The organism is Streptomyces sp. 3-6 (assembly GCF_056323165.1).
On record NZ_JBWHZP010000016.1, the window covers coordinates 48,570 to 74,546 of the forward strand.

The 25,977-nt window shown below is 73.9% G+C and carries 21 protein-coding genes and 1 pseudogene; 9 read left to right on the top strand and 13 right to left on the bottom strand.

Annotation, left to right across the window (positions count from 1 at the left end; translation table 11 throughout):
- Nucleotides 1-132: 132 nt before the first annotated feature.
- Nucleotides 133-1,164: a phosphotransferase family protein gene (locus AC02VZ_RS20505; RefSeq protein WP_432058785.1), complete on the top strand. Its 1,032-nt coding sequence runs from the start codon at nt 133-135 to the stop codon at nt 1,162-1,164.
- 5 nt (nt 1,165-1,169) lie between these two features.
- Nucleotides 1,170-2,384 carry an acyl-CoA dehydrogenase family protein gene (locus AC02VZ_RS20510; protein WP_476476068.1) on the top strand — a complete coding sequence of 405 codons (1,215 nt, stop codon included), beginning with the start codon at nt 1,170-1,172 and terminating at the stop codon, nt 2,382-2,384.
- 146 nt (nt 2,385-2,530) lie between these two features.
- On the opposite strand, the gene AC02VZ_RS20515 is transcribed toward AC02VZ_RS20510, so the two are convergent.
- Both AC02VZ_RS20515 and AC02VZ_RS20520 read right to left on the bottom strand, forming a co-directional pair.
- Nucleotides 2,531-3,124, bottom strand: coding sequence for a TetR/AcrR family transcriptional regulator (locus AC02VZ_RS20515; RefSeq protein WP_432056656.1), 594 nt, complete (start codon nt 3,122-3,124; stop codon nt 2,531-2,533).
- A 243-nt stretch (nt 3,125-3,367) separates the two neighbouring features.
- On the bottom strand, nt 3,368-4,153 hold the full coding sequence (locus tag AC02VZ_RS20520) for an SDR family oxidoreductase (protein WP_432056657.1): 786 nt from the start codon (nt 4,151-4,153) through the stop codon (nt 3,368-3,370).
- 431 nt (nt 4,154-4,584) lie between these two features.
- Between AC02VZ_RS20520 and AC02VZ_RS20525 the strand changes: the two genes are divergently transcribed.
- Together AC02VZ_RS20525 and AC02VZ_RS20530 are read left to right on the top strand one after the other, a co-directional pair.
- Nucleotides 4,585-5,838, top strand: a complete 1,254-nt coding sequence (locus AC02VZ_RS20525; RefSeq protein WP_476476069.1) for an exo-beta-N-acetylmuramidase NamZ family protein — start codon at nt 4,585-4,587, stop codon at nt 5,836-5,838.
- 540 nt (nt 5,839-6,378) lie between these two features.
- Nucleotides 6,379-6,981, top strand: a complete 603-nt coding sequence (locus AC02VZ_RS20530) for a hypothetical protein (RefSeq protein ID WP_432056659.1) — start codon at nt 6,379-6,381, stop codon at nt 6,979-6,981.
- A 626-nt stretch (nt 6,982-7,607) separates the two neighbouring features.
- Here AC02VZ_RS20530 and soxR read toward each other — a convergent pair.
- Nucleotides 7,608-8,099, bottom strand: coding sequence for a redox-sensitive transcriptional activator SoxR (gene soxR, locus AC02VZ_RS20535; protein WP_432056660.1), 492 nt, complete (start codon nt 8,097-8,099; stop codon nt 7,608-7,610).
- A gap of 284 nt (nt 8,100-8,383) precedes the next feature.
- On the opposite strand from soxR, the gene AC02VZ_RS20540 reads away from it, so the two are divergent.
- Nucleotides 8,384-8,845, top strand: a complete 462-nt coding sequence (locus tag AC02VZ_RS20540; protein WP_362092828.1) for a MaoC family dehydratase — start codon at nt 8,384-8,386, stop codon at nt 8,843-8,845.
- Nucleotides 8,846-8,980: 135 nt separating this feature from the next.
- Here AC02VZ_RS20540 and AC02VZ_RS20545 read toward each other — a convergent pair whose 3' ends face one another.
- The 3 genes from AC02VZ_RS20545 to AC02VZ_RS20555 form a co-directional block, all read right to left on the bottom strand.
- Nucleotides 8,981-9,628, bottom strand: a complete 648-nt coding sequence (locus AC02VZ_RS20545) for a TetR/AcrR family transcriptional regulator (protein WP_432056661.1) — start codon at nt 9,626-9,628, stop codon at nt 8,981-8,983.
- A gap of 91 nt (nt 9,629-9,719) precedes the next feature.
- A complete protein-coding gene (locus tag AC02VZ_RS20550) occupies nt 9,720-10,007 on the bottom strand; it encodes a YiaA/YiaB family inner membrane protein (protein ID WP_432056662.1) in 288 nt (95 codons plus the stop codon).
- Between the two features lie 209 nt (nt 10,008-10,216).
- Complete coding sequence (locus AC02VZ_RS20555; protein ID WP_476476094.1) at nt 10,217-11,368, bottom strand: acyl-CoA dehydrogenase family protein; 1,152 nt, start codon at nt 11,366-11,368, stop codon at nt 10,217-10,219.
- Between the two features lie 58 nt (nt 11,369-11,426).
- On the opposite strand from AC02VZ_RS20555, the gene AC02VZ_RS20560 reads away from it, so the two are divergent.
- From AC02VZ_RS20560 to AC02VZ_RS20570, 3 genes and pseudogenes are all read left to right on the top strand, one after another.
- The gene (locus AC02VZ_RS20560) at nt 11,427-12,077 is read left to right on the top strand and encodes a TetR/AcrR family transcriptional regulator (protein WP_432056663.1); all 651 of its coding nucleotides are present in this window, start codon (nt 11,427-11,429) and stop codon (nt 12,075-12,077) included.
- 186 nt (nt 12,078-12,263) lie between these two features.
- A pseudogene (locus AC02VZ_RS20565) lies at nt 12,264-12,985 on the top strand (ArsR/SmtB family transcription factor).
- A 393-nt stretch (nt 12,986-13,378) separates the two neighbouring features.
- Entirely contained in the window at nt 13,379-14,404 is a 1,026-nt protein-coding gene (locus AC02VZ_RS20570) for a DMT family transporter (RefSeq protein WP_432056664.1), read from the top strand.
- A gap of 252 nt (nt 14,405-14,656) precedes the next feature.
- Here the strand turns inward: AC02VZ_RS20570 and AC02VZ_RS20575 are convergent, their stop codons facing one another.
- The 3 genes from AC02VZ_RS20575 to AC02VZ_RS20585 all read right to left on the bottom strand — a co-directional run bounded on the left by AC02VZ_RS20575 (nt 14,657) and on the right by AC02VZ_RS20585 (nt 18,733).
- Nucleotides 14,657-15,742, bottom strand: a complete 1,086-nt coding sequence (locus AC02VZ_RS20575) for a Zn-dependent alcohol dehydrogenase (RefSeq protein ID WP_432056665.1) — start codon at nt 15,740-15,742, stop codon at nt 14,657-14,659.
- A 16-nt stretch (nt 15,743-15,758) separates the two neighbouring features.
- Complete coding sequence (locus tag AC02VZ_RS20580; RefSeq protein ID WP_432056666.1) at nt 15,759-17,147, bottom strand: aldehyde dehydrogenase family protein; 1,389 nt, start codon at nt 17,145-17,147, stop codon at nt 15,759-15,761.
- A 239-nt stretch (nt 17,148-17,386) separates the two neighbouring features.
- Nucleotides 17,387-18,733: an ABC transporter ATP-binding protein gene (locus AC02VZ_RS20585; protein WP_432056667.1), complete on the bottom strand. Its 1,347-nt coding sequence runs from the start codon at nt 18,731-18,733 to the stop codon at nt 17,387-17,389.
- Between the two features lie 12 nt (nt 18,734-18,745).
- On the opposite strand from AC02VZ_RS20585, the gene AC02VZ_RS20590 reads away from it, so the two are divergent.
- Nucleotides 18,746-18,886 (top strand): hypothetical protein, encoded by a 141-nt coding sequence (locus AC02VZ_RS20590; RefSeq protein WP_432056668.1) that lies wholly within the window; start codon nt 18,746-18,748, stop codon nt 18,884-18,886.
- A gap of 150 nt (nt 18,887-19,036) precedes the next feature.
- On the opposite strand, the gene AC02VZ_RS20595 is transcribed toward AC02VZ_RS20590, so the two are convergent.
- From AC02VZ_RS20595 to AC02VZ_RS20610, 4 genes are all read right to left on the bottom strand, one after another.
- Complete coding sequence (locus AC02VZ_RS20595; protein WP_432056669.1) at nt 19,037-20,323, bottom strand: MFS transporter; 1,287 nt, start codon at nt 20,321-20,323, stop codon at nt 19,037-19,039.
- 199 nt (nt 20,324-20,522) lie between these two features.
- Nucleotides 20,523-22,076, bottom strand: a complete 1,554-nt coding sequence (locus AC02VZ_RS20600) for a CitMHS family transporter (RefSeq protein ID WP_476476070.1) — start codon at nt 22,074-22,076, stop codon at nt 20,523-20,525.
- Nucleotides 22,077-22,380: 304 nt separating this feature from the next.
- On the bottom strand, nt 22,381-24,648 hold the full coding sequence (locus tag AC02VZ_RS20605; protein ID WP_476476071.1) for a molybdopterin oxidoreductase family protein: 2,268 nt from the start codon (nt 24,646-24,648) through the stop codon (nt 22,381-22,383).
- A gap of 403 nt (nt 24,649-25,051) precedes the next feature.
- Nucleotides 25,052-25,687: a TetR/AcrR family transcriptional regulator gene (locus tag AC02VZ_RS20610; RefSeq protein ID WP_476476072.1), complete on the bottom strand. Its 636-nt coding sequence runs from the start codon at nt 25,685-25,687 to the stop codon at nt 25,052-25,054.
- Between the last annotated feature and the right edge of the window lie 290 nt (nt 25,688-25,977).

Consider the following 25,977-nt stretch of genomic DNA (forward strand, 5'->3'; position numbering starts at 1 on the left):
CCGGCCCCGTCCGCTCGCGGACCCGAATCCGTCCGGCCGTGGGTCCGATCCCGTCCGATTCGCCCCCTGGACGGCATACCGACCGGTCGGCATCATGGGGCGGGTACTGTTCGCCTGCCCACAGGAGCGACGATGAGCCCCGACCACCCGCCCGGACTCGATCTCGACCGGCTGCGCGGCCTGCTCGAACGGGAGCGGCCCGGCCTGGTGAACGGCCCGCTGTCCGGCCGGCTGATCGAGGGCGGACGGTCGAACCTGACCTACCGGGTGTCCGACGGCGTCTCGCGCTGGGTCGTGCGGCGCCCGCCGCTCGGCCACGTCCTGGCGACCGCACACGACATGAAGCGTGAGCACCGGGTGATCGAGGCGCTGCACCCGACCTCCGTCCCGGTCCCCCGCACCGTGCTGCTGTGCGAGGACGAGGACGTGCTGGGAGCGCCGTTCTACGTCATGGAGTTCGTCGACGGCACCCCGTACCGCACCGCCGAGCAGCTCGCCCCGCTCGGCCCGGAGCGCACCCGGGGTGCCGTCCTGGACCTCGTCGACACGCTGGTGGAGCTGCACGCGGTGGACCCTGCCGCGGTGGGCTTGGCCGACTTCGGCCGCCCCGAGGGGTTCCTGGACCGGCAGCTGCGGCGCTGGGGCAAGCAGCTGGACGCCTCCCGCAACCGCGACCTCGCCGGGATCGACGAGTTGCACGCCGCACTCGGCCGGGAACTGCCCGACTCCCCGGCGCCGACGGTGGTGCACGGCGACTACCGGCTCGACAACGTCCTGATCGGCGAGGACGACGCGATCCGGGCGATCCTCGACTGGGAGATGTCCACGCTGGGCGACCCGCTGACCGACCTCGGCCTGCTGGTCATGTACAGCACGCCGCTCGGGCTGCCGGACTCGCCGGTCTCCACCACCGCCGAGGCGCCGGGGCACCCGTCCCCCGCCGAACTGATCGAGCGCTACGCCGCCCGCTCGGGACGCGACGTGGCGGCCGTCTCCTGGTACACGGCGTTCGCCTGGTTCAAGCTCGCCGTGATCCTCGAGGGCATCCACTACCGCTACACGCTGGGCCGGACGGTCGGGCCCGGGTTCGACCTCATCGGCGGCCTGGTCCCCGTCTTCATCGAGCACGGCCTCACCACTCTGCAGGGCCTTCAGGAGGGCTGATCGTCATGGATTTCGCGTTCGACGCGCGCACCGAGGAACTGCGGGGCAGGCTGCTCGCCTTCATGGACGAGCACGTGTACCCCACCGAGCGGGTGGCCCACGAGCAGCGCGCCGCCCTGGCCTCGCCCTGGGACACCGTCCCCGTCATGGAGGAACTGAAGGCGGAGGCCCGCAGGCAGGGCCTGTGGAACCTGTTCCTGCCCGAGTCGCCCTACGGGGCCGGGCTGACCAACCTGCAGTACGCCCCACTCGCGGAGATCATGGGCCGCTCGCCCCAGCTGGCGCCCACGGCCACCAACTGCGCCGCGCCCGACACCGGGAACATGGAGGTGCTGGCCCAGTTCGGCGACGAGCAGCAGAAGAAGCAGTGGCTGGAACCGCTGCTGGCGGGCGAGATCCGCTCGGCGTTCGCGATGACCGAGCCGGAAGTCGCCTCGTCCGACGCCACCAACATCACCACGCACATCCGTCGGGAGGGCGACGAGTACGTCCTCACCGGCCGCAAGTGGTACATCTCCGGGGCCATGCACCCGGACTGCCGGATCTTCATCGTGATGGGCAAGACCGACCCGGACGGCGCCGACATCCGCCGCCAGCAGTCCATGGTGCTGGTCCCGCGCGACACCCCGGGCGTGCGGGTGGAACGCGCGATGCGGGTCTTCGGCTACGAGGACGAGTACCACGGCGGCCACGCCGAGGTGTTCTTCGACGACGCCCGCGTACCGGTGACCAACCTGATCGGCGAGGAGGGCGGCGGTTTCGCCATCGCCCAGGCCCGGCTCGGTCCCGGCCGGATCCACCACTGCATGCGGCTGATCGGCATGGCCGAGCGGGCGATCGAGCTGATGTGCCGCCGCGCCGTGTCCCGCGACGCCTTCGGCAAGCCGCTGGCCGAGCAGGGCGTCGTGCAGAACTGGATCGCCGACGCGCGGGTCGCCGTGGAGCAGCTGCGGCTGCTGGTGCTGAAGACGGCCTGGATGATGGACACGGTCGGCAACCGGGGCGCCCACACCGAGATCCAGGCCATCAAGATCGCCACGCCGCGCACGGTCGTCGGCATCCTGGACCGCGCCATCCAGCTGTACGGCGCGGGCGGGGTCAGCCAGGACTTCCCGCTGGCCGAGCTCTACGCCGCGGCGCGCACCCTGATGATCGCCGACGGCCCGGACGAGGTGCACCAGCGGTCGCTGGCCCGCCGCGAGCTGAAGCAGTACCGCTGAGGCCGGTGGACGGCATCCCGGGCGGGGCGGTGGCCGGTCCGCATGACGGGCCGGCCACCGCCCCACGGGCCGACGGGCCGGAGGGACCTCAGGGCCCGTGATCAACGGGCCGGACCCTCAGAGCCCGTGATCAATGGGCCGGGACCTCAGGGACGCAGGGCGCGCAGGAGCAGGTCGGCGAGGTGGTCGGCGACCTGCTGGGGGCTGAGGGGGCCGTCGGGGCGGTACCAGGTCGACAGGTGGTGCACGGAGCCGAAGTGGTAGTCGACCACCAGGTCGGCCGGGGTCGCCCGGGAGAAGACGCCGGCCTCCTGGCCCTCCTCGACCAGCGCGCGGAAGCGTTCGTGGTAGCGGCGGCGCGCGGCGCGCACCTGCTTGTTCTTCTCGGGGCTCAGGTGGTGCATGGAGCGGAAGAAGATCGACGCGTCGTCGAGGTTCTCGATCGTCGTGACGACCACGTCGGCCGCCGCACCGCGCAGCCGCTTCTCGATCGGCTCGTCGGCGTCGGCGAAGGCGTCCAGGCGTTCCTGCTGGACCCGCAGCACCCGGGCGTACACCTCGTGCAGCAGGTCGTCCTTGGAGCCGAAGTAGTGGTAGAGCGCGCCCTTGGTGACGCCGGCCGCCTCGACGATCTCCTGCACCGAGGTGCGGTCGTAGCCCTGCTCGGCGAAGAGGCGCGTGGCGGCGGCCAGCAGCCGCTGGGGTACGGGAGTCCCGTCACCGTCCGTCGTCCTGGGCACTGCCGCCACCTGCTTTCCGTGTCGCTCTTGTCGTCGTGCGCCGTTGCGCGCGTCGTGCGCATCGTCCGTCGGGGACGCCGTCCCCGACGGAGGATTTTCGCACCGCCCGTCCGGCCACGCGGTACGGGCCGCCGTCCGCGCGCGGGCACCGGCGGACAGTCTGCCCCCGGGCCACCCGGCGGGCACAGCCGGGTCCGGGCCGGCTGCCCTGCCGGGCGGTGGCCGCCGGGCGGCCCGGGCGGGTCAGCGGGTGGCCTCCCACTGCTGCTGGAGACGGTTCATGCCGCTCAGCCAGCGCTCGGGGTCGTCCGCGCGGGCCTTGTAGTAGGCGGCGACCTCCGGGTGCGGCAGGATCAGGAAGCGGTCCTCCTCGATCCCCCGGAACAGGGCGTCGACCACGTCGTCCGGCTCGATCGCGGTGGGTTCCAGCACCAGCCGGCCGGCGCTGCCGCTGGCGGTCAGCATGTCGGTGCGCACGCCCTGCGGGCAGATGGCGTGGACCTTCACCCCGCGGTGGCGGTAGGTGAGCGACAGCCACTCGGCGAAGGCGTGGGCGCCGTGCTTGGTGACGCTGTACGGGGCGGTGCCGAGCATGGTGAGCAGCCCGGCCGCGGAGACGGTGGAGACGAAGCGTCCGGCGCCCCGTTCCAGCCAGTCGGGGAGCAGGGCGTGGGCGGCCCGGACATGGGCCATCACGTTGACGTCCCAGGACAGCGCCCAGCCCTGCTCGTCCAGGGGCTCGCCGGGCTCCCCGCCGTCGCGGCCGACCCCGGCGTTGGCGCAGTAGACGTCCACCCGGCCGCCGAGCGCTTCGCGCGCCTCGGCGACGATCGAGGAAGCGTCGCCGGGGACGGCGATGCCGCCGATCTCGTCGGCGACGGCCTTCACCCGGTCGGCGTCCAGGTCGTTGACGGCGACCTGGGCCCCCTGGGCGGCGAAGCGGCGGGCGAGGGCCGCCCCGATGCCGCCCGCGGCCCCCGTGACCACCACTTTCGCGCCTTGTACGGCTTCCACCGTGGGCTCCTGCATGGGCTCCTGGTCTCCTTGACGTGGTGTCGGATCGGTCGGGTCGACGTGGTTTCGGATCGGTCGGGTCGACGTGGTTTCGGATCGGTCGGATCGACGTGGTGCCGGATCCGTCGGGTCGACGTGGGTGCGGGTCGACAGGCCGGTGGCCTGCCGGGCGGGCATCCTGCCGGACCGCCGTCTGCCGGGCGGGCGTCCGGTCGGGCGGTCCGGGTGCGGGTGCCTCCGGACCGATCCGGCGGACGCCCCGGCGTGCGGGCGTCCGGCCGCGACCGCCGCCGCGACGGCGGGACACGACGGGCGTCAGACTAACCGGTCGGTATGTCGTACGGAAGGGTCGCGACCACCCCGTGCGGTGCGGTTCGTTTCGTAGCGGGCCACTGACAGCTAGCGTGCGTGTGCATGACATCCGCAGCGATCACGGAGGCCGCCCCATGAGGTTGTCCAGACGGACCCTGCTCGCCACCACCACGGCCGCGATGGCGGTGTCCGCGGCCCCGGCCCACGCCGCCGCCCCGCCGTCCACCGCGGGCCGCGGCCGACGCACGGCCACCGGCTTCGAACGCCTCGCGGCGGACGGCTACGCCCTGCTCGACGGGCAGCGGGTGGGTGTCGTCACCAACCCCACGGGCATCACCCGCGACGCGCGGCACATCGTCGACGTCATGCACGCCGACGACCGGGTGGACCTGATCGCCGTCTTCGGCCCCGAGCACGGGTTCCGGGGCACGGCCCAGGCGGGCGGTTCGGAGGGCCGGTACGACGACCCCGCCACCGGCCTGCCGGTGTACGACACCTACCTCAAGAGCGGCCGGCCGCTGGCCGACATCTTCACCGCCTCCGGAGTGGACACCGTGGTGTTCGACATCCAGGACGTCGGGGCGCGGTTCTACACGTACATCTGGACGCTCTACGACTGCATGGAGGCCGCCGGGCTCGCGGGCAAGCGGTTCGTGGTCCTGGACCGGCCGAACCCGGTCACCGGCCGGGCGGCGCTGGGACCCGTGCTGCACAAGGAGTTCGCGACGTTCGTGGGCCGGGAGCCGGTCTCCCAGGCGCACGGCATGACGGTGGCGGAGCTGGCGCTGCTGTTCAACGGCGAGTTCCTGACCGCCCCGGTGCCGCTGGAGACGGTCCGGATGAAGGGCTGGAAGCGGTCGGACTTCTTCGACGCCTCCGGGCTGCCCTGGGTACCGCCGAGCCCGAACATGCCGACCCCCGAGACCGCCCTGGTCTACTCGGGGACGTGCCTGTTCGAGGGCACCAACCTCTCCGAGGGCCGCGGCACCACCAGGCCCTTCGAGCTGCTGGGCGCCGAGGGCGTCGACGGCGGCTGGGCGGAGGCGGCCAACGGGCTGGACCTGCCGGGGGTGCGGTTCCGGGAGGCGTACTTCGCGCCGGTCTTCTCCAAGTTCCAGGGCAAGACGGTCGGCGGCGTGCAGCTGCACGTCCACGACCGGGAGGCGTTCGACCCGGTGCGCACCGGCATCGGGCTGCTGATCACCGCCAAGCAGGCGTGGAGCGGCTTCGCCTGGCGCCCCGACCACTGGATCGACAAGCTCACCGGCTCCGCGCGGGTGCGCACCATGATCGACGCCGGTGCGGACACCGACGAGGTGGTGGCGGGCTGGCAGCAGGACCTGGCCGCGTTCCGGCGGACCCGTCGGGAGTACCTGCTCTACCGCTGAGCGCGCTCGCCCCTGGGGGGCGGCGTCCCGCACCGGGCGTCCGCCCTCGGCCTCCGCCGAGCGGCTCGTCCGGCTGACGGCTGCGCTCCGCCGTGGGCCTCCGCGAGCGGTTCGGCCCGCTGAGCGGTTTCGCGCCGAAAAGGGTGGTGTCCGGCCCGTGCCGGACACCACCCCCTTTGCGTCTGCCACCAGCACGGACAGCGTCCGGCGGCCCCGTCCGTCCCGGACACCGTGGCGCTCGGACGGCGATCGGCGCGCATATCCGCGGGGTCTTCAGGAACCCGTGGCTCCTGCGGGGAGTTCTCAGGTCGGCGGGGTTCCGCCTCCCGGGGCGTGCGGACCCCGGCACGGACCCCCGTGGTCGACCACAACTGAAGTACGGATCGGGGGAGTTGACCGGCACGCCGGCGCGGGCGGCCCGGCGGCCGCCGGAAAGAGGATGGAGCCGATTCGCGTGTCGACACGTCTACTCGACGACGTCCGTTCGACGACGCCGAAGTGACCGGATTACAGGTGCAGGTGTGACGGAGGTGCAGGAGGATGGCCGGTTTCCGAAGTCTGGCGAGACAGGTGCGTGATCCGCGGTGCGACCTGGCGCTGCGGCGCTACTCGCTGCGCAAGTGCCTGGAGCGGTTCGCTCCGTACGGGCACAGGGCGACGTGGGACCACTTGTGCTCACGGGCCGGGTTCGACCCCGAGGACCGCTCCGTCGACCCAGCGCGGCTCGTGGCCGCACTGGAGGAACTGGAGGAGGCCCGGGCGGTCTGGCTGGCCTACGAGGTCGAGTTCGCCGCACGGCGCAGGAAGGAGAAGCAGGACGGGCTGCGCAGGCCGGGCAGTGTGGACGACTGGCACCGGCTGACCTGGGGCGGATTCGGTGTGGCCTGGTGCGACGACCCCCGGGTGCATCCGACGGAACCGTTGGCGGAGGTGCTGCGGCGGCTGATCGCCGCGCTGGAGCGGGAGCCGGGCACGGCCTGCCCGGTCTGCCGGGGCGAGCGTCTGACCTGGCGGTACGACCTGGATCACGAGCCGTCGGCCGGACCGGTCTGCACGGACTGCGGGATCCTGGTGCCGCGCCCGGTACTCACCCCGGGCGCCCTGGCGGACGCCCGCCGGGCCAGGCTGCTGGTGTCGGCCTGACCGACACCGCCCACCGCGTGCGGCGGCGCCGTACGCGACGGACGAGGGACAGGAGCGAGCCCCGCCGACGGGGACGGAAGGGTGGCGGCGGGGCGGCCACGGACAACCCGACGCCCGGTTGCCCGGACACCCGGACGGCCCGGACACCCGGGCCGGCAACCGGGCAGCCGGGCAACCGGCAGAGCAGGGCCTCGGACACCGGACACCAGTCACCGGTCACCGGTCACCGGTCACCGGACGAAACAGGACCCCGGACGACGGAACGCCGAGCCGGGCCGAGCCGGGCCCCGGGAGCACGACGGGCAGGGGGTGCGCCGGGGATGCCGGGGATGCCGCACTCCCCTGCTGCCGCTGCCCGGCCGGAACGACGGTCGACGTAAAGTCCCGAGGGCAGCGACCCCGCCCCCTTCCCCACGGGCGGGCTCCACGAAGGACCAGCGGGAGGGCACCCGCCCCTCCCGGCACCTGCCCGTACCGCCCGGGCCCCGGCGGGCGAGCCCCACGGGAGGCCGGTCACCGGGTGGCGGCCGGGCCGGCCCGTCGGATCCGCCCCTCACACGGCGCCGGCGTCGCCGAGATCACCGCCGCCGACGGTTGCCCGCCAGTCGCGGCGGCGAACCCGGCGTTCACGATCGCGGACGGGCAGGACCTCGGGTCGGGCGGGGTTTCTCGGCCATCAGACGGGAGCCGGTTAGCCGGTCGCCGAAGACGTCGTCCGGGTTGGACAGGACGCAGGTGTCCAGGGACAGACAGCCGCAGCCGATGCAGTCGGTGAGGTGGTCGCGCAGCCGGTTGAGCTGCTGGATGCGCTCGTCCAGTTCCGCGCGCCACGCTTCGGAGAGCCGGGCCCAGTCGTCCCGGGTCGGCGTGCGCTCCTCGGGCAGCCGGGCGAGTGCCTCACGGATCGTCGCGAGCGGGATGCCGACGCGCTGCGCGGCCCGTATGAACGCCACCCGGCGCAGCGTGTCCCGGCTGAAGCGGCGCTGGTTGCCCGGGGTGCGGCGGCTGCTGATCAGGCCCTTGGACTCGTAGAAGTGCAGAGCGGAGACGGCCGCGCCACTGCGGGCGGCGAGCTGGCCGACCGAGAGCTCGTGGATCTTCTCTGGGATCTGGGGCACCCCTCGAACCCTACCCAGCGCCGGACGGGCAGGGATTCCCTTCGAGGACCGGACCACCAACCGGAGCCGGACCGGACGGGGAGCGGAAGAGAACCGGCGGGCCGCCGCCGCCCCACCCCCAACCCCCACCCCCACCCGTCGACCGCGCCGCAGCTTCCGCGATCTCCCGGCCGCCCACCCCGCCCGGTCCGTTGACAGGGACGGCCGGGCGGACCATGCTAAGCAGTCGCTTAGAGTTGCGCAGCGGATTGCGCGGCGACTTCCCTGACGCGAGAGGCCGGGACATGGCAGAGCCGAGGATCTTCACGTCCGTCGACGAACTGAAGGCGGCGGTGGGCGAGCAGCTGGGGTACACGGACTGGCTGGAGGTCGACCAGAAGCGGATCGACCTGTTCGCCGAGGCCACCGGCGACCACCAGTGGATCCACGTCGACCCGGAGAAGGCCGCAGCGGGCCCGTTCGGCACCACCATCGCGCACGGTTACCTGACGCTGTCCCTGCTGCCGCTGTTCGGCCCGCAGCTGCTCACCGTCGAGGGCGTGAAGATGGGCGTCAACTACGGCACCAACAAGGTGCGTTTCCCCGCCCCCGTCCCGGTCGGCTCGCGGCTGCGCGCCACGGCGACGATCTCCGCCGTCGACGAGGTACCGGGCGGCGTGCAGGTGGCCACGGCGTTCACCGTGGAGCGCGAGGGCGGCGACAAGCCGGTGTGCGTGGCCGAGTCGGTGGCCCGCTACTACCTCTGAGCCCCGCCACTACCTCCGAGCCCCGCCCCGGCCCGGAGCGCCCCTACCGCCGGGGAGCCCGAGCGCACGACTGCCTGGAGCAGGAGGCCCCACGACTGCCGGGAGCAGGAGGCCCCACGACCGCCCGGAGCCCCGCTACTGCCGCTGCGTCTCCGCGGCGCCCCGGGCCCCCACCATGCGCAGGACGAGGTCGGCGTAGAGCGCGCCGACCTCCTCCGGGGTGCTGGGGCCGTCGACCTTGAACCAGCGGGCCACGTCGACGCAGAGGGAGAGCACCGCGAGGGTCGTGCCGTGCACGTCGATGACGTCGAACTCGCCGGTGCGCGCCCCCTCCTCGATGATCGTGCGCACCTCGGCGTCGACCTGCCGGCGCAGTTCGCGGATCTCGGCGCGGGCGTCGGGGCCGAGCGAGTCCAGTTCGTACTGCACGACCCGGGCGGTGGTGCGTCCGCCGGCGTGCCAGCGGACGAAGGAGCTGACCGCGCCCGCGAGCCGCTCGGTGGGGCTGCCCTCGGCACGGGACGCCGACCGCAGCACCTCCAGGACCTTCTCGTGGCCGATCCTGCTGATGCGGTGCAGCAGCTCTTCCTTGGTCTTGTAGTGGATGTAGAGCGCGGCCGGGCTCATGCCGGCGCGGCCCGCGATGTCCCGCGTCGTCGTGGCGTGGTAGCCGCGCTCCGCGAACGCCTCGACCGCGGCGAGCAGCAGTCGCCGTGCCGCGTCGGGCGTGACCTCACCCCACGGCTGCGCGTCGGCGCCGGCCGTCTCCTCCGCCGTACTCATCGCTCACCTCTTCCACTGGCAGGGGTAACACCATACCGGCACGGGTGAGCGAGCGCTTAGCGGGAGGCAGGGCGGCCCCGGGGCGCCGGCGTCACAGCTTCTCGAAGGGGTCGTGCTCCGCGAGCAGCTTCTCCAAACGCGCCTGGTCCACCCGGGAGACGATCTGCCCGGCCTCCTGGCGGTCGCGGATCACCTTGGCGAGGGTGAAGGCGGAGGTGACGAGGTACAGGACGGCGATGCCGAGGAAGGCGCGTACCCAGGCATCGGCCTCCAGGCGGAAGATGCCGAACGCGGTGGCCACCATGGCGATGGCGAAGGAGGCGACGGCCTGCGCATGGAAGGCGGCCGTGCTCTGCTGCTTGACCGGTGTGTCGCTCATGGGGCAAGGATCGGCGGACGTGGCGCGCCCCACATCCGCCGGAGTACTCAGGTCACGTACTCATGAGACGAACACCGAACACCTCGCGCTCGCGGAAGGCGGTCCCCCCGGGAGGCCGGAAGACGACCCCTCGGGAGGCCGGAAGACGGCTCCTCGGGAGGCCGGAGGGCGGCCCCGTCGGGCGGTCGAGGGGCAGGCCCCTCGGGCGGTCAGAAGGCGGACACCCCGGTCAGGTCGCGGCCGATGAGCAGCTTCTGGATCTGGCTGGTGCCCTCGTAGAGCGTCATCACCCGTGCGTCGCGCAGGAGTTTGCCCACCGGGTACTCGTCGATGAAGCCGTACCCGCCGAACACCTGCAGGGCGTTGTTGGCGGCCCGCACGGCCGCCTCGGAGGCGAACAGCTTCGCCTTGGACGACTCCACGGCGAACGACTGTCCCCGGTCGATCAGATCGGCGACCCGCCAGGTCAGCAGCCGGGCGGCGTCCACATCGACGGCGATGTCGCTGATCAGTTCCTGCACCAGTTGGTGGTGGGCGATGGTTCTGCCGAACTGCTCCCGCTCCCCCGCGTAGGCGACGGCGGCCTCCAGGGCGGCGCGGGCGAGGCCGACACAGCCCGCGGCCACCGACATCCGCCCCTTGGCCAGGGCGGACAGGGCGACGGAGAAGCCCTTGCCCTCCGGGCCCAGCATCGCCGACGCCGGGACGCGCACGTCCTGGAACGCCAGCTCGGCCGTGGCCTGTCCGCGCAGGCCCAGTTTGCCGTGGATGGCGCGGCGGGTGAGGCCGGGCGTGTCGGCCGGCACCAGGAAGGCGCTCACGCCCCGGTGTCCGGGGGCGTCGGTGGACCGGGCGAAGACCAGGACGACGTCGGCCCAGGTGCCGTTGGTGATGAAGGTCTTGCTGCCGCTGATCACATAGGAGTCGCCCTCGCGGACCGCGCGGGTGGTGAGGCTGCCGGCGTCGGAGCCGGTGCCCGGCTCGGTGAGCCCGAAGGAGCCGACCAGCTCACCGGAGGTGAGTCCCGGCAGCCAGGCGCGTTTCTGCTCCTCGCCGCCCCAGGCGGCGATCGTCTTGGCCACCAGCCCCAGGGAGACGGAGACGATGCCGCGCACCGAGGAGTCACCGCGGCCCAGTTCCTCGGTGACCAGGCAGTACGCGAGGTGGTCGCCGCCGGAGCCGCCGTACTCCTCGTCGACGGTCAGCCCGAGGAACCCCAGGTCGCCCAGCTTCTTGACGATGCCGCGGTCGACCTCCTCGGCGCGGTCCCAGGCGGCGGCGTACGGGACGACCTCGCGGTCCACGAAGTCCCGGGCCAGCCGGCGGACGGCGCTCTGCTCCTCGCTGAGCTCCAGGTTCATGCGGGTCACCACCACCAGGGTTTAATTATCACTGCTAGTTTTAGGTCGCAGCCCTACTATGTGCGCCATGGCCCGACCGCGCAAGCCCCTGTTGAGTACCGACCGGATCGTCGCCACCGCCCGCGCGCTGGTGGACGCGGAGGGCCTGCCGGCCGTCTCCACACGCCGTCTCGCCGCGGAACTCGGCGTCAGCGGGCCGTCGCTCTACAACCACTTCCGCACCAAGGACGACATCCTCGAAGCGGTCGCCGACTCGGTGAGCGCGCAGGTCGACCTGTCGATGTTCGAGGACGGCCGCGACTGGCGCACCGCGCTGCACGACTGGGCCGTGTCCTACCGCTCCGCCCTGCGCGACCACCCCAACATCCTGCCGGTGCTGGCCCACGGCCCGGGGCGCCGCCCGGCGGCCCTGCGGCTCGCGGACGCGGTCTACGGGGCGATGGTCGAGGCCGGCTGGCCGCCGGCCCAGGCCACCTCCATCGGCGCCGTGATGCGGTACTTCGTCATGGGCTCCGTCCTCGGCTCCTTCGCCGGCGGCTTCGTCGACGACGCCAGCGCCTACGACCCGGCCGACTACCCGCACCTCGGCCAGGCCCACCTGCTCGCCGAGAAGCAGGAGAAGATCGACGAACGCGCCTTCGAGACCGGTCTGCGGGCGCTGCTCGACGGGCTGGCCGTGCAGTACGAGCAGCTGCACGACACGCCTTAGCCCCGGGGCCTGTCGGGCGGCACCTGGCCCCGGCGATCCTCGGACCCCCGGCGATCCCCGACTTCCCTGACTCCCCCGACGCCTCCGGCGCCCCCCGGGCAGTGCTCCGACGGCACCCGACGGTCCCCCGCGGAGCTCCGGCGGCCGGGGCGCACACTTCGGCGGGGGCCGAACGGTCCGTGGCCCATGCTGGAGCACATGACCCACAGGGCCCCTGCCGCGCCGGGGCTCGCCCGGCTCACGGCGCTGATCGCGGACGAGACGCGGGCCGCCTGTCTGCTGGCGCTGCTGGACGGACGGGCGTGGACCGCGGGTGAACTGGCCCGCGCCTGCGGGGTCGCCGCGTGGACGTTGAGCGAGCACCTCGGCAAGCTGGTCGCGGGCGGTCTGCTGACCAGGAACGGCAGGGCCGGCACCGTTACGTCCGGCTCGCCGACGAGCGGGTGGCCCACCTGGTGGAGGACCTGGCCGCCCGGGTCGCCCCCGAGGCCGTCGCCCGCCCGCGCGGCCTGCGGCAGCACGGCGCCGGGGAGGCGTCCGCCCGGGGCCGCACCTGCTACGACCACCTCGCCGGGCGGCTCGCCGTCACCGTCACCGATGCCCTGACGGCGCGCGGACTGTTGCGGCAGGACACCGGGTTCGCGCTCACGGACGCGGGCCTGCGGTGGTTCGACCGGGCCGGCATCGCCCTCGACCGTGGCGGGAGACGGCCGCTGGCCCGCGCCTGCCTGGACCGCACGGAGCGGCGCCCCCATCTCGCCGGGACGGTCGGCGCCGCGCTGTGCGGGCACGCCCTGACGGCGGGGTGGTGCGTGCGGATCGGATCGGGGCGGGCGGTGCGGGGCACGGAGGCGGGTGAACGGGCCCTGTCCGACCTGCTGGGCATCGACCCCGTCGGCCTGCGGTGAGCCGCCCGGCACCCGCCTCGACCGCCGGCGACCCGTCCGACCGTGCCACACCGCACGCCCCGGCCCGCGCCTGCCCGCGCCGCGGGAGCCCGCGGGCCCGTCCGAGGCCCCCGTCCGGCCGTCATACCGTCCGGCCCTCGTTCCGTCCGGCCCTCGTTCCGTCCTGCCCTCGTTCCGTCCGGGCCCGTCCTGTGCGGCCCCCCGGTCCCGTCCGCTGCGCGTCCTCGCCCGTCCCTCCCCCGTCCACCGCACCGGCGCCCGTTCGCCCGGCCCCTGTTCACCCGGCCCGGTCACGCCCGCCAGGTCCCTCCGGATCCGGTCCGTCCGGTCCGGATCGGGTCCCCTTCCGAGCTCCGCGAGTGCGTCCGCGCCGCGTCCGACCAGCATGGGAGCATGATGAACCGGCTCGTCCCCCGTCCCGCCCGTCGCGGCGAACTGCTCGCCGCGGGTGCCGCGGCCGTCACCGTCGTGCTCTGGGCGTCCGCCTTCGTGTCGATCCGCAGCGCCGGGACCGCGTACTCGCCGGGCGCCCTCGCACTGGGGCGGCTGCTGGCCGGAGCACTGACCCTGGGGATCATCTGCCTCTGGCGGCGCGAGGGCCCGCCACCGCGCGCGGCGTGGCGCGGGATCGCGCTATCGGGGCTGCTCTGGTTCGGCTTCTACATGGTGGCCCTCAACTGGGGCGAACAGCAGGTCGACGCGGGCACGGCCGCGCTGGTGGTGAACGTCGGGCCGATCCTGATCGCCCTGCTCGGCGCACGCCTGCTGGGTGACGCGATGCCGCCGCGCCTGGTCGCGGGCATGGCCGTGTCGTTCGCGGGCGCGGTGACCGTGGGTCTGTCGATGTCCGGGGAGGGCGGGTCGTCCCTGCTGGGCGTGGTGCTGTGCCTGCTGGCCGCGGTGGCCTACGCGGGCGGGGTCGTCGCGCAGAAACCGGCCCTGAGGGCGGCCGGTCCGCTCCAGGTGACGACGTACGGGTGCCTGGTGGGGGCGGTGGCGTGCCTGCCGTTCGCCGGGCAATTGGTGGGCGAGGCCGCCCGGGCACCGATGTCCGCCACGCTCAACATGGTCTACCTGGGCGTCTTCCCGACCGCGCTCGCCTTCACCACCTGGGCGTACGCGCTGGCCCGCACCACGGCCGGGCGGATGGGGGCGACCACCTACGCGGTCCCCGCCCTGGTCGTGCTGATGTCGTGGCTGACCCTCGGCGAGGTGCCCGGCCTCGTCACGCTGGCCGGCGGTGCCCTCTGCCTGGCGGGGGTGGCGGTGTCCCGTTCGGGCCCCGGCGGCGCCTCCCGGAGCGCGGCGGCGACGGGGCGGCCCGCCCGGGAGCGGGGCACGAAGGGGGGCCGGAAGCAGGGCCGGGCGCCCGGTTCGAGGGGCGAGGCGGAGGACCGGCCGATGCCGGACCGCGCATGATCCCCGCACGGTCCGGCACGGCGTCGTCCCAGAACGGCGGCGGTCCCGGTCACCACCCCGGTCCTGCGCCCCCCTCCCCCCTCCCCGGAACGGCTCCGATCCGCCGCGCCGGGCCGCGCCGGGCCGTGGACCGGAGGACGGGAGGACCGGAGGACGGGAGGACCGGAGGACGGGAGGACCGGAGGAGCGGAGGACGGGAGGACCGGAGGAGCGGAGGACGGGAGGAACCGGAGGACGCCCGAGTCCCCGGTGTCAGAAGACGACGAGGGTCCGAGCCCCCTTGCCCGCGATCATGGTGTCGAAGGCGGCGGGGACGCCGTCCAGGGGGATCCGTTCGGTCACCAGGGCGTCCAGGTCCAGGCGTCCCGCGCGGACATGTTCGGCGAGCACCGGCAGGTCCCGGGCAGGGTCGGAGTTGCCGTAGACGCAGCCGGAGAGCGTCCGGCCCCAGTGGAAGATCTCCAGGGCGTTGAAGGTGACCTGCTGGTCCTTGCCGCCGATCCCGACGACCGTGGTGCGCCCGCCGCGCCGGGTGGAGTCCCAGGCGGTGCGGATCGTGGTGCCCCGGCCGACGCACTCGACGGCCACGTCCACCCCCTGCTTCCCGGTGAGGGCGCGGATCTCCCGGGCGGTGGTGTCCGAGGCGACGAGGTAGTCGGTCGCCCCGGCCGACCGGGCCAGCTCCTCCTTGTCCGGCGAGACGTCGACCGCGACGATCGTCGACGCGCCGGCGATGCGGGCGGACTGCAGGGCGGCGAGGCCCACTCCCCCGGCACCGAACACGGCGACGCTCTCCCCGGGGGCGACCCGGGCGGAGTGGTGGACGGCTCCGTAGCCGGTGAGGACCGCGCAGCCGAGCAGGGCCGCGTCGGTGAGCGGGACGCCGTCCGGGGCGGGCAGCACGCAGGACTGCGGCACCACGGTCTCCTCGGCGAAGGCGGCGACGTTCAGGCCGGGGTGCAGAGCGGTGCCGTCGTCGGCACGGTGGGCGTGCACCCGCGCGGCGCCGTCGAGGGCGCTGCCGCACAGCCAGACCTCGCCGCGCCGGCAGGCGGCGCAGGCGCCGCAGGAGGGCGCCCAGTTGAGGACGACGGCATCGCCCGGCGCGACGGCGGTGACGTCCTCGCCGACGGCGACGACCGTGCCGGCGCCCTCGTGGCCGAGGACGGCCGGGACCGGCAGGCGCATGGTGCCGTTGGTGAGGGACAGGTCGGAGTGGCAGACCCCGGCGGCGGCGAGGCGGACCCGCACCTGGCCGGGGCCGGGGTCGGGCAGGTCGATCCCGGTGATCTCCAGGGGGGCGGAGACGGCGGGCAGGACAGCGGCACGTACGGCCATGGCGGTGACGACTCCCTTAGAACTGGAGGGACTTGGTCTGGAGGTACTCGGTCAGGCCGTGCACGCCGAGTTCTCGGCCGACGCCCGACTGCCGGTACCCGCCGAAGGGCGCCAGCGGGTTGAAGCGGCCCCCGTTGATGTCCACCTGTCCGGTCTCCAGGCGGCGGGCGAACGCGACCGCCCGCTCCTCGTCCCCGGCCCAGACGGCACCGGCCAGCCCGTAGACGGTGCCGTTGGCGATGCGCAGGGCGTCCTCCTCGTCCTCGTAGCGCAGGACGCACAGGACGGGGCCGAAGATCTCCTCCTGGGCGACGGTCATCCCGGGGGTGACGTCGGCGAGGACGGTGGGGCTGACGAAGTAGCCCGTCCCGTGCGGGGTGTCGGGCCCGCCGGCGACCAGGCGGGCGCCCTCGGCGACGCCCTTCTCGATGTAGCCGCGCACCCGGTCGCGCTGCTGGGCGTTCACGAGGGGGCCGATGCGGTCGCCGTACTTCGCGGCGGCGTCCGCGGCCAGGGCGACGGCCTCGTCGTACTGGTCACGATGGACCAGCATGCGGGTCCACGCGCTGCACGTCTGACCGGAGTTGGACATCACGTTGGCGACGCCGACGTTGACCGCGCGGGCGAGGTCGGCGTCGGGAAGGATGACGTTGGCGGACTTCCCGCCCAGTTCCAGGGCGACCCTCTTGACGGCGCCCGCCGCGATGGCGCCGATGCGGCGGCCGACGGCGGTGGAGCCGGTGAAGGAGACCAGATCCACGCCCGGGTGTTCGGCGAGGGCCTGGCCGGCCACCGGGCCGAGGCCGGTGACCAGGTTGAACACGCCCGCCGGGATCCCCGCGTCGTGCACGGCCTCCGCGAACAGCCGGGCCACCAGCGGGGTGTCCTCGGCGGGCTTCACGACGATCGTGCAGCCGGCGGCGAGGGCGGGCGCGACCTTGGCGACGATCTGGTGCAGCGGGTAGTTCCACGGGGTGATCGCCCCCACCACGCCCACCGGCTCGTGGTACACCGTCGAGTTGCCGATCCGCTCCTCGAAGACGTACGTGGCGGCCAGTTCGGCGTAGGAACCGGCGACCGCGACGGGGAGCCCCGCGTGGACGGTCTGCGACAGCTTCAGGGGGGCGCCCAGTTCGGCGGTGACCGTCTGGGCGATCTCCTCCCGTCGGGCGTCGAGGGCGTCCCGCAGGGCGGTGAGCCGGGCCGCGCGCTCGGCGGGCGGGGTCGCGGCCCACGCGGGGAGGGCGGCGCGGGCCGCCCGGACGGCGGCGTCGACGTCCTCGACGGTGCCCGCCGGGACGGTGGCGATCACCTGCTCGTCGGCCGGGTTCACGACCTCGATCACCTCCGGACCGGCGGCCGGGCGCCAGGCGCCGTCGATGTACATGCCGTCGTATGCCTTCATCGCGCTTCCTCCGGGAGGGTGGGCGTCGTCGGTGTCGTCTGCCGCCACATAAACTAGCGGTGGTAATTTACGGACGCCAGGGGAACCCGCCGGACGATGCCTGAGAGGGGCGTCACTCGGGGCGCGGCTCGGGGCGTCGCTCGACGCGTCACCCGGAGGAAGCGGTTCGGGGCGCTACTCGGGAGCTGGGACGCCGTTCGGGCGCCGTTGGGCCGCCCCTTCCGGTGCCGGTCGGGGCGTCACTCCTCCAGGTCGGGCAGCCGCGCCGGGTTCGGGCAGATTCGCTCGCCGTGCTGGTCGAAGACGAACAGGTGCGCGAGGTCGACCAACAGCGGCACCTGCATGCCGTGCCGGAGCCGCACGTCCGGGGTGGTCCGCACGATGAGGTCACCGGGCAACCGTGGATCGGCGCCCGCGGGCGGGGCGGGCTCCGGCGCCCGCCCGCCGGGTTCCAGGGTGGCCACCGCGCCGGGGCGCAGGGCCCCGGCCCGCTCCCGCAGGCGGCCCAGGACCGTGCCCTCGCGACGGCGGCGCCGGTCGGTGCGGCCGGGGTGCGGGCGCGGCGCCTCCAGGTCGGGGACGACGGCGGGGCGCGAGCCGGTGTCGAAGTGGACCAGTACCTCGTGCCCCTGGAACTCCACGTGCTCGACCAGCCCGGTGAGCACCACCTCGCCGGGACGGGCGGCGTCGGCCCGGGCGATCCGGACGGCCTCCGACCGCAGCCCCACGATCACCTCCCGGCCCTGCTGCACCCGCAGCAACTGGTGGTCCAGCGACAGGGGTTCGGGCAGTCGCAGGAACTGCTTGCCCAGGCTGATGGTCATGGCCCCGTCGAGCGGCGCCCGGACCAGTCCGCGCAGCAGGTTGATGCGCGGGATGCCGATGAACGCGGCGACGAAGACGTTGGCGGGCAGCGCGTAGACCGTGCGGGGACTGCCGACCTGCTGGAGGACGCCGCCGCGCAGCACGGCGACCCGGTCGCCCAGCGACATGGCCTCCGCCTGGTCGTGGGTGACGTACACCGTGGTGACGCCGAGGTCGCGGGTGAGGCGGGAGATCTCGGCGCGCAGGTGGTTGCGGAGTTTGGCGTCGAGGTTGGACAGCGGCTCGTCCATCAGGAAGGCGGAGGGGTGGCGGGCGATCGCCCGGCCCATGGCGACACGCTGCCGTTCGCCCCCGGAGAGCTGTGCGGGGAAGCGGTCGAGCAGGTCCTCGATGCCCAGCAGGCGGGCGGTGGCGTCGACCCGAGGGGACGGATCGGCCCCGGGTGCCTCGATGCGCAGCGGGAAGCCGATGTTGTCGCGGCTGGTCATGCTCGGGTAGAGGGCGAAGTTCTGGAACACCATCGCGATGTCCCGTTCGGCGGGCGGCAGGTCGTTGGCGTACTCGCCGTCGAGGAGCAGGCTCCCCGCGTCGATCTCCTCCAGGCCGGCGATCATCCGCAGCACGGTGGATTTTCCGCAGCCGGACGGTCCGAGCAGGACGAGGAACTCGCCGGGTGCGATGTCCAGCGTCAGCCGGTCCACCACGCGGGGACCTCTGGCGTAGGACTTGCTCACGTCGTGCAGCTTGATGGCGCGTGTCATGAGGGTGCCCCCATGGGGTTCGGCAGGGCGGCGGGTACTCCGTGCTCCGCGATCGACGCCCGTCCGGCCGTCCGGGCCATCCGGGCCGGCCTGATCGACCGGCTGACCGGGCTGACCGGGCCGACCGGGCCGATCTCGGCCTCACCCACCTGACCGGCCCGGAACACCCGAACCGTACGAGCCGTACGGGGCGTATGAGTCACGGAAGCTAACGGATCGTGCACGGCCGGGGGAAGAGATCGGACACGTCCCGTTGCCGTCGTCCCAGTACGTGAGAAGGGGGACGACCGGATTCCGGTGGACTCATCCGTGGTGGGCGTCGTCCCGGTTCCGGGAGCCGGGCGCCCGTGCGGACCGGTGCCCGGAGCCGGGCACGTCGCGAGCGCCGGGATCCGCGGCCGGGCCGGGCGAGGCCGGGCCGGGGGCGCCCGGGGCGCGCAGGGCGACGCCCGCGGAGAGCAGGAGCAGCGCCCCGAGCATGACGAACGGGGCCGCCACACCGGCGACCCCGGCGACCAGGCCCGCCGTGGCCGGGGCGGCGACCTGGCCCAGACGGTTGCCGGTCAGGCGCAGGGCCAGGGCGGTGGAGCGGGCCCCGTCCGGGGCGGCCTGCACCACCGTCGTCATGGACAGGGGCTGGCCCACGCCCAGGCAGAAGCCGAGCACCGCGAGCAGCACCGCCAGCGCCCCCACCGGCAGGGGCAGCGCGATGCCCGCGCACAGCAGGGCCGCGACGAGGCACGTCACGGTCAGCAGCGCCGTCCGGCCGAGCAGGCGCAGCAGCGGGGTGAGGACCAGCCGGCAGGCGATGGTGGCCGCCGCCCGCAGGCTGAGCAGCAGGCCGACGACGGCGGGGGCGATCCCCCGCTGCTCGCCGACGACCGGCAGGTAGGCGGTGAGGATGTCGGTCGCGGACAGCACGGCCATGCTGATCAGGATGCCCGCGGGCACGCCCCGGGCCCGCAGGATCCGCCCCACGGGGACGCGCCCGTCCGTGCCCGCGCGCGCTGCCGTCCCGGTGCCGGGCCGCTCGATGCGCCACAGCGAGGTGAACGCGACCGCCGCCCCGGCGCCGGCGGCGAGCAGCGCGAGGGCGCTGGTGCGGGCCATGTCGGAGCCGCCGATCAGTCCGCCGGCCGCGATCGGGCCGACGAGCTGGCCGAGGGAGGCGCCGATGGTGAAGTGGCCGAAGTTGCGGTCCTGTTCGTGCGGCGCCGACTGGCGGGCGACCAGTGACTGTGCGCCGATGACGAAGCACAGGTGTCCGAGTCCCATCACCCCGCTCCACAGGGCCATGGCCCACAGGGATCCCGCGACGCCGCTCAGCGCGCAGCCTCCGGAGATGAGCACCACCCCGGCCGGCAGCAGCGGTGCGCACCGGCCGTGGTCGGTGCGCCGGCCGAGCGGTACGGCGGCGAACAGCGGCAGCAGGGCGTAGACCCCGGCGATCACGCCGACCGCCCGTTCGTCGGCACCGAGGGCGAGCGCCCGGTAGGAGACGGCGGGCCGGGCCATCGACACCGCCCCCTGCGCGAAACTGAAGGCGATGACGAGGCGCAGCAGCCAGCCGCGGTTCCCGCCGGGCGTCATGGTCGGGTCCTCCTGGGCGGATCGGGCCGGTCGGACCGGGTCGGTCGGACGGGTTCCGGTCGGACCGGTTCCGGTCGGACGGGTTCCGGTCGCTTCGGTCGTGACGGTTCAGTCGTATCGGTTCGGTCGTATCGGTTCGGTCGTGACGGTTCGGTCGTAACGGTTCGGGACGGCGGCCCGCGGCGCGGGACGGGGTCCGTCAGACGATGCCGAAGAGGAGTCCCGCGCCGAGGATCAGCAGTGAGGTCAGCGCCGCCCACTTCACCACGAACCGCGTGTGGTCGCCGAACTCGACCTTCGCCATGCCGACCAGCACGTAGACGGCGGGCACCAGCGGGCTGGACATGTGCAGGGGCTGGCCGACGAGGGAGGCGCGGGCCATCTCCAGCGGGGTGACGCCGTGTGCGGCGCCGGCCTCGGCGAGGACGGGCAGCACGCCGAAGTAGAAGCCGTCGTTGGACATGAAGTAGGTCAGCGGGAGGCTGAGCACGCCGGTGACCAGGGCCATGTGCGGACCCATCGCCTCGGGGACGACGCCGACCAGCCACTCGGCCATGCTGTCGACCATGCCGGTGCCCTGGAGCACGCCGGTGAAGACGGCGGCGGCGAACACCATGCCGGAGACGTTGAGGACGTTGTCGGCGTGCGCGGCGATCCGGGCCTTCTGGTCGGGCAGGTGCGGGAAGTTGACGGAGAGGGCCAGCGCCGCTCCGAGGAGGAACAGCACCGGGATCGGCAGCCACTCCATGATCATGGCGGTCAACAGGGACACCGTGAGCAGGGCGTTGAACCAGTACAGCCGGGGGCGCAGGGTGGGGCGTGCGGGGTCGAGTCCCTGGAAGTCGTCGTCCTCGTCCTCCCTGCCGGGCCCGTGTCCCGGCCGCACCCCGGTCAGCTCCCCGGTGTCCGCGTCGGCCCCGGAGCCGCCGGCGCCCGGCTCGCCCCCGCCCGGCCGGGAGGCCGTACCCGCCGTCGCGGCACCCGCCGCCGTGGCACCCAAGGCCGTGGCATCCGCCGTCGTGGCACCTGCCGTCGCGGCACCGGCTCCGGCGTGCCCCCCGGCACCGACGCCGGTCAGCACCGTCCCGCCCGCCTGCGCCACCGTCTTCTCCTTCGCGACTCTCCCGTCGAGCGTCAGCGGGCCCAGCCGGCGGCGCTCGCGCAGTCCGAGGACGTAGGCCAGCACCAGGACGCCCAGTAGCCCGACCAGCAGCGCCGGGATCATCGGCACGAAGACGTCGCCGGCGTCCAGCTCCAACGCGGTGGCGGCGCGGGCCGTCGGGCCGCCCCACGGGAGCGTGTTCATCACGCCGTTGGCCATGGCGGCGACCCCGGTCATCACGACCAGGCTCATCCCCAGCCGCTTGTACAGCGGGTACATGGCCGAGACGGTGATCATGAAGGTGGTGGACCCGTCGCCGTCGAGGGAGACGATCGCGGCCAGCATCGCGGTGCCGACGACGATCCGCATCGGGTCGGCCCGGCAGAAGCGGAGGATGCCACGGACGATCGGGTCGAACAGACCGACGTCGATCATCACCCCGAAGTAGACGATCGCGAACATGAGCATCGCCGCCGTGGGCGCCAGTGCGACGACGCCGTCGATGACGAAGTCACCCAGGTGGGCGCCCTTGCCGACGAACACGCAGAACAGCGCGGGGATCAGCACGAGCGCCGCGATCGGCGACATCTTCTTCATCATGATCAGGACCAGGAAGGTCGCGATCATGGTGAAGCCGAGAATGGTCAGCATGAAGGGAACACCTAACGTTCGCCCTTGAACTCCCACCGGGGCCGGCGGTGCGACGAGACGTTAGGCGGTACGAAAAAGCGTGAGCAAGACGTCGGAGCGCGAGCAATAAGCGCAAAACTCCAGGTCAGGGCTTTGCTGAGGTCACAGCGCTGACCCGGTCACGGCCCTGGCCCGTCACGGCAGTGCTCCGGTCACGGCAGTGCTGCGGTCCAGCGCTGCGGTGGGGCCGCGCCGGTCCGGCGGCGGGGCCGGGCACGGGGCCGGACGGGCCTCACCCCGACAGGGCGCGCGGCACCGTCCCGGCTCACGTCGCGGCGCTGCGGGATGCCTTCGGCCGGACCGGCGCCTGGGCGGTGACCTCCACCGGGACGCCGTTGAGGACGGCGTTGCCCGACAACGGGTCGAGGAGACTGCCGTCCAGGAGCTGGTTGACGTTGACACCGGGGTCGGTGGCGGCGTGCCGCAGCCGGGTGCCGGGGCGGTCGTGGCCCCAGCCGTGCGGCAGGCTGACCACGCCCCGGCGCACCTCGGTGGTGACCTCGGCGGGCGTGGTCACCTCTCCCCCGGCACCCTTCACCCGTACCGGCTCGCCGTCCCGGACCCCGAGGCGTCCGGCGTCCTCCGGGTGGATGTGCAGGGTGCAGCGGTTGGTGCCGCCGGTGAGGGCGGGCACGTTGTGCATCCAGCTGTTGTTGGAACGCAGGTGCCGCCGTCCCACGAGGACGAGTCCGGCGGGGCGTTCGGCGAGGGCGGCGCGGAGCCGGGGCAGGTCGTCGACGATCGGTTCCGGGAGCAGTTCCACCTTGCCGCTCACGGTCTTCAGGGGCTGCGGCAGCCGGGGGCGCAGCGGCCCCAGGTCGATGCCGTGGGGGTGGGCCAGCAGCCGCTCCAGGGTGAGGCCGTCCGGCCGCGCGCCGAAACCGTCGCCGTAGGGCCCGAGGCGGAGCATCAGGTCGAGGCGGCGTTCGGGGCCGTTGTCGCCGGTGAGCCGGGCGGCCAGCTCCCGCGGATCGCGGCCGTGCACCGGGGAGTTCGGGTCCCGCACCGCCTTGCCGAGGGTCTGGTCGACGACCAGGGCGTCCACCGCCGCCGGGTCGGCGCCGTGCTGTCCGGTGGCCGCGAGGATCAGCCGGGCCATGATCTCGGTCTCGGCCATGCGGCCGGGTTCGAGCGGGACCGCGGGGCGGGTGTAGCGGACCTGGTGGCGCACGGCGAGCCGGTTGAAGGCGAAGTCGTGGTGGGGACTCTGCGCGGGCGGCGGCGGTGGCAGAACAACGTGGGCGTGGCGGGAGGTCTCGTTGAGGTACGGGTCGACACTGACCATGAAGTCCAGCGATTCCAGCGCCTGGTCGAGCCGGTCGCCGTCGGGCGCGGACAGGACGGGGTTGGCGGCCACGGCGATCAGGGCGCGGACCGGCGTGCCGTGGTCCGTCGGGGTGTCGATCTCCTCGGCGAGTGCGGCCAGGGGCAGTTCACCCTTGGCCTCGGGATGACGGCTCACCCGGGAGTGCCACCGGCCGAGGGCGAAACCGCGGCCGGGGCCGGCGGGGCGGGGCGTCCGGTCGGTGGCGGCCTGGGGGAACAGGGCGCCGCCGGGCCGGTCGAGGTTGCCGGTGAGGGTGTTGAGCACGTCGACGAGCCAGCTGGCGAGGGTGCCGTGCGGGACGGTGCAGCTGCCGATGCGGGCGTAGACGGCGGCGGTGGGGGCGGCGGCGAGTTCCCGGGCCAGGGCGCGGACGGTGCCGGCGTCGACGTCGCAGGCCGGGGCGACCGTCTCGGGCGTGAAGTCGGCGAGGGCGGCGGCGAGTTCGTCCGCCCCCTGGACGTGCGGGGCGAGTCCGCCGAGGTCGGTCAGGTCCTCGTCCAGCAGAACGGTCACCATGGCGGCGAGCAGCAGCGCGTCCGTCCCGGGCCGGACGGCCACGTGCCGGTCGGCGAGACGGGCGGTGCGCGTGCGACGCGGATCGACGACCGTGAGCGTCCCGCCGCGGGCCCGGAGCGCCTTGAGGCGGCCGGGGAAGTCGGGGGCGGTGCACAGACTCCCGTTGGACTCGAGCGGGTTGGCGCCGATCAGCAGCAGGTGGTCGGTGCGGTCGAGGTCGGGCACCGGGATCGCCTGGGCGTCCCCGAAGAGCAGGCCGCTGGAGACGTGCTTGGGCATCTGGTCGACGGTGGAGGCGGTGAACAGGCTGCGGGTGCCGAGCCCGGCGAGCAGCAGCGGCGGGTACAGGGCGCCGGCCATGGTGTGCACGTTGGGGTTGCCGAGGACCACCCCGACGGCGTGCGGGCCGTGCCGCTCCACGACGGGCCGGAGGCCGGCGGCGACGGCGTCGAACGCCTCGTCCCAGGTGGCTTCGCGCAGGACGCCGTCGACCCGGACGAGCGGGGCGCGCAGCCGGTCGGGATCGGAGTCGAGGGCGGGGAAGGCGGCGCCCTTGGGGCAGATGAACCCCTTGCTGAAGACGTCGTCCCGGTCCCCCCGGGCGCGGGTGACCCGACCGTCTTCGACGGTGAGGGTCAGGCCGCAGGTGGCCTCGCACAGGGGGCAGATGCGCAGGGCGGTGCGGGGCACGGGGCCTCCCGGGTACGGCGGCGGTGACGCTCGGACGGGTCGAGCATACCGACCGGTACGCATGCCGGGGAGGGGGCGGACGAATGCGGCCGGGGAGCGGTCCGCGAGACGGTCCGGGATGCGGCCGGGGGGCGCCCGGGACCGTCCGGAACGGGACGCGCGGCACCCCCTCCCCCGGGAGGGCCGGGAACGGGAACGGACAGCAACCCGTGGCGGGCCCGGGACCGCAACGCGCGGCGACCCGCGGGCGGCCCGAAACCGGAATGCACAGCGCGACCCGTGGACGGCCCGGGACCGGAACGGCAGCGCCCCGTGGGCCGCCCCGAACCGGAACGCGCAGGCGACGGGGAGCGGTACGCCCACGGCCCGACCCCGGACGCTCAGGGCCATCCGCGCCCGCGCCCTACAGCTGCTCGGCCTCCGGTGCGGGCGGGTCCAGGACACCCGCCAGATACGCCCGCAGCATCCCCCGCAGTTCCTCGATGACCTTGGCGTCGCCGTCGGGCGCCATCCGGAAGGCCAGGTGGATCACGGTGTCGGCGGTCTCGACGGCGACCAGGAAGGTCCGGCGCAGGTCCTCGTCGGGGGTGCGGCCGAGGTAGCCGGAGAGCAGATCGGTGAGGCGGTCGGCCACCCGCAGGTTGGGACCGGTGCGGGGGGAACCGACGGGGATCTGGTTGCCGAAGTCGACGAGGGAGAAGCCGGGCGCGGTGCGCTTCATGTGCAGGTACTCACCGATCACCGCGTCCAGGGCGTACCGCCAGCCCCGGTCACCGGTCCCCCGCAGCCGGTCGGCGATCCGGTCCGTGAACCGTTCGAGGTTGCGCTGCGCCAGGGCGTCGGCCATCTGGCGCTTGTTGCCGAAGAACCGGTACACCGAGCCGATGGGCACCCCGGCGCGCTCCGCGACGGCCCGGGTGGTCAGCTCGTCGTAGCCCGCCTCGTCGAGGAGTTCGGCGCAGGCGTCGAGTATGCGGGTCAGCCGTTCGGCACTGCGCCGCTGGACGGGCGCGCGGCGGAGCGTTCTCGGATGGGGCACGCCCTCATGATGCCTCGTCCGCACGTTCGGGTGAACCTCACCCTCCGCACCTCCTCACCACCGCCGCCGCCCCTTCACCCCGGACCCGCCACCCTCACCACCGCCCCTTCACCCCCCATCTGCCCACCCTCACCACCACCCCTTCACCCTCACCACCGCTCCCCTCCACCCCCGGTCTGCCGCCCTCCCGCACGGGAGCGAACGCGAGGCGGAGCGGACCGGAGCGGACCGACGTCACCGGCCGGGGCCGAGCGGAACGGGGTCGGGCAGGGCCCCGCAGGGCGGGGCCG

Coding starts and splice junctions, on each gene's coding strand:
- AC02VZ_RS20600 (WP_476476070.1), bottom strand. CDS start 22,076: ATGCTGACCATTCTCGGCTTCACCATGATCGCGACCTTCCTGGTCCTG.
- AC02VZ_RS20530 (WP_432056659.1), top strand. CDS start 6,379: ATGGCCGGTTTCCGAAGTCTGGCGAGACAGGTGCGTGATCCGCGGTGC.
- AC02VZ_RS20505 (WP_432058785.1), top strand. CDS start 133: ATGAGCCCCGACCACCCGCCCGGACTCGATCTCGACCGGCTGCGCGGC.
- AC02VZ_RS20555 (WP_476476094.1), bottom strand. CDS start 11,368: ATGAACCTGGAGCTCAGCGAGGAGCAGAGCGCCGTCCGCCGGCTGGCC.
- AC02VZ_RS20580 (WP_432056666.1), bottom strand. CDS start 17,147: ATGAAGGCATACGACGGCATGTACATCGACGGCGCCTGGCGCCCGGCC.
- AC02VZ_RS20595 (WP_432056669.1), bottom strand. CDS start 20,323: ATGACGCCCGGCGGGAACCGCGGCTGGCTGCTGCGCCTCGTCATCGCC.
- AC02VZ_RS20590 (WP_432056668.1), top strand. CDS start 18,746: ATGGGGTTCGGCAGGGCGGCGGGTACTCCGTGCTCCGCGATCGACGCC.
- AC02VZ_RS20550 (WP_432056662.1), bottom strand. CDS start 10,007: ATGAGCGACACACCGGTCAAGCAGCAGAGCACGGCCGCCTTCCATGCG.
- AC02VZ_RS20525 (WP_476476069.1), top strand. CDS start 4,585: ATGAGGTTGTCCAGACGGACCCTGCTCGCCACCACCACGGCCGCGATG.
- AC02VZ_RS20560 (WP_432056663.1), top strand. CDS start 11,427: ATGTGCGCCATGGCCCGACCGCGCAAGCCCCTGTTGAGTACCGACCGG.
- AC02VZ_RS20575 (WP_432056665.1), bottom strand. CDS start 15,742: ATGGCCGTACGTGCCGCTGTCCTGCCCGCCGTCTCCGCCCCCCTGGAG.
- AC02VZ_RS20540 (WP_362092828.1), top strand. CDS start 8,384: ATGGCAGAGCCGAGGATCTTCACGTCCGTCGACGAACTGAAGGCGGCG.
- AC02VZ_RS20520 (WP_432056657.1), bottom strand. CDS start 4,153: ATGCAGGAGCCCACGGTGGAAGCCGTACAAGGCGCGAAAGTGGTGGTC.
- AC02VZ_RS20545 (WP_432056661.1), bottom strand. CDS start 9,628: ATGAGTACGGCGGAGGAGACGGCCGGCGCCGACGCGCAGCCGTGGGGT.
- AC02VZ_RS20510 (WP_476476068.1), top strand. CDS start 1,170: ATGGATTTCGCGTTCGACGCGCGCACCGAGGAACTGCGGGGCAGGCTG.
- AC02VZ_RS20585 (WP_432056667.1), bottom strand. CDS start 18,733: ATGACACGCGCCATCAAGCTGCACGACGTGAGCAAGTCCTACGCCAGA.
- AC02VZ_RS20570 (WP_432056664.1), top strand. CDS start 13,379: ATGATGAACCGGCTCGTCCCCCGTCCCGCCCGTCGCGGCGAACTGCTC.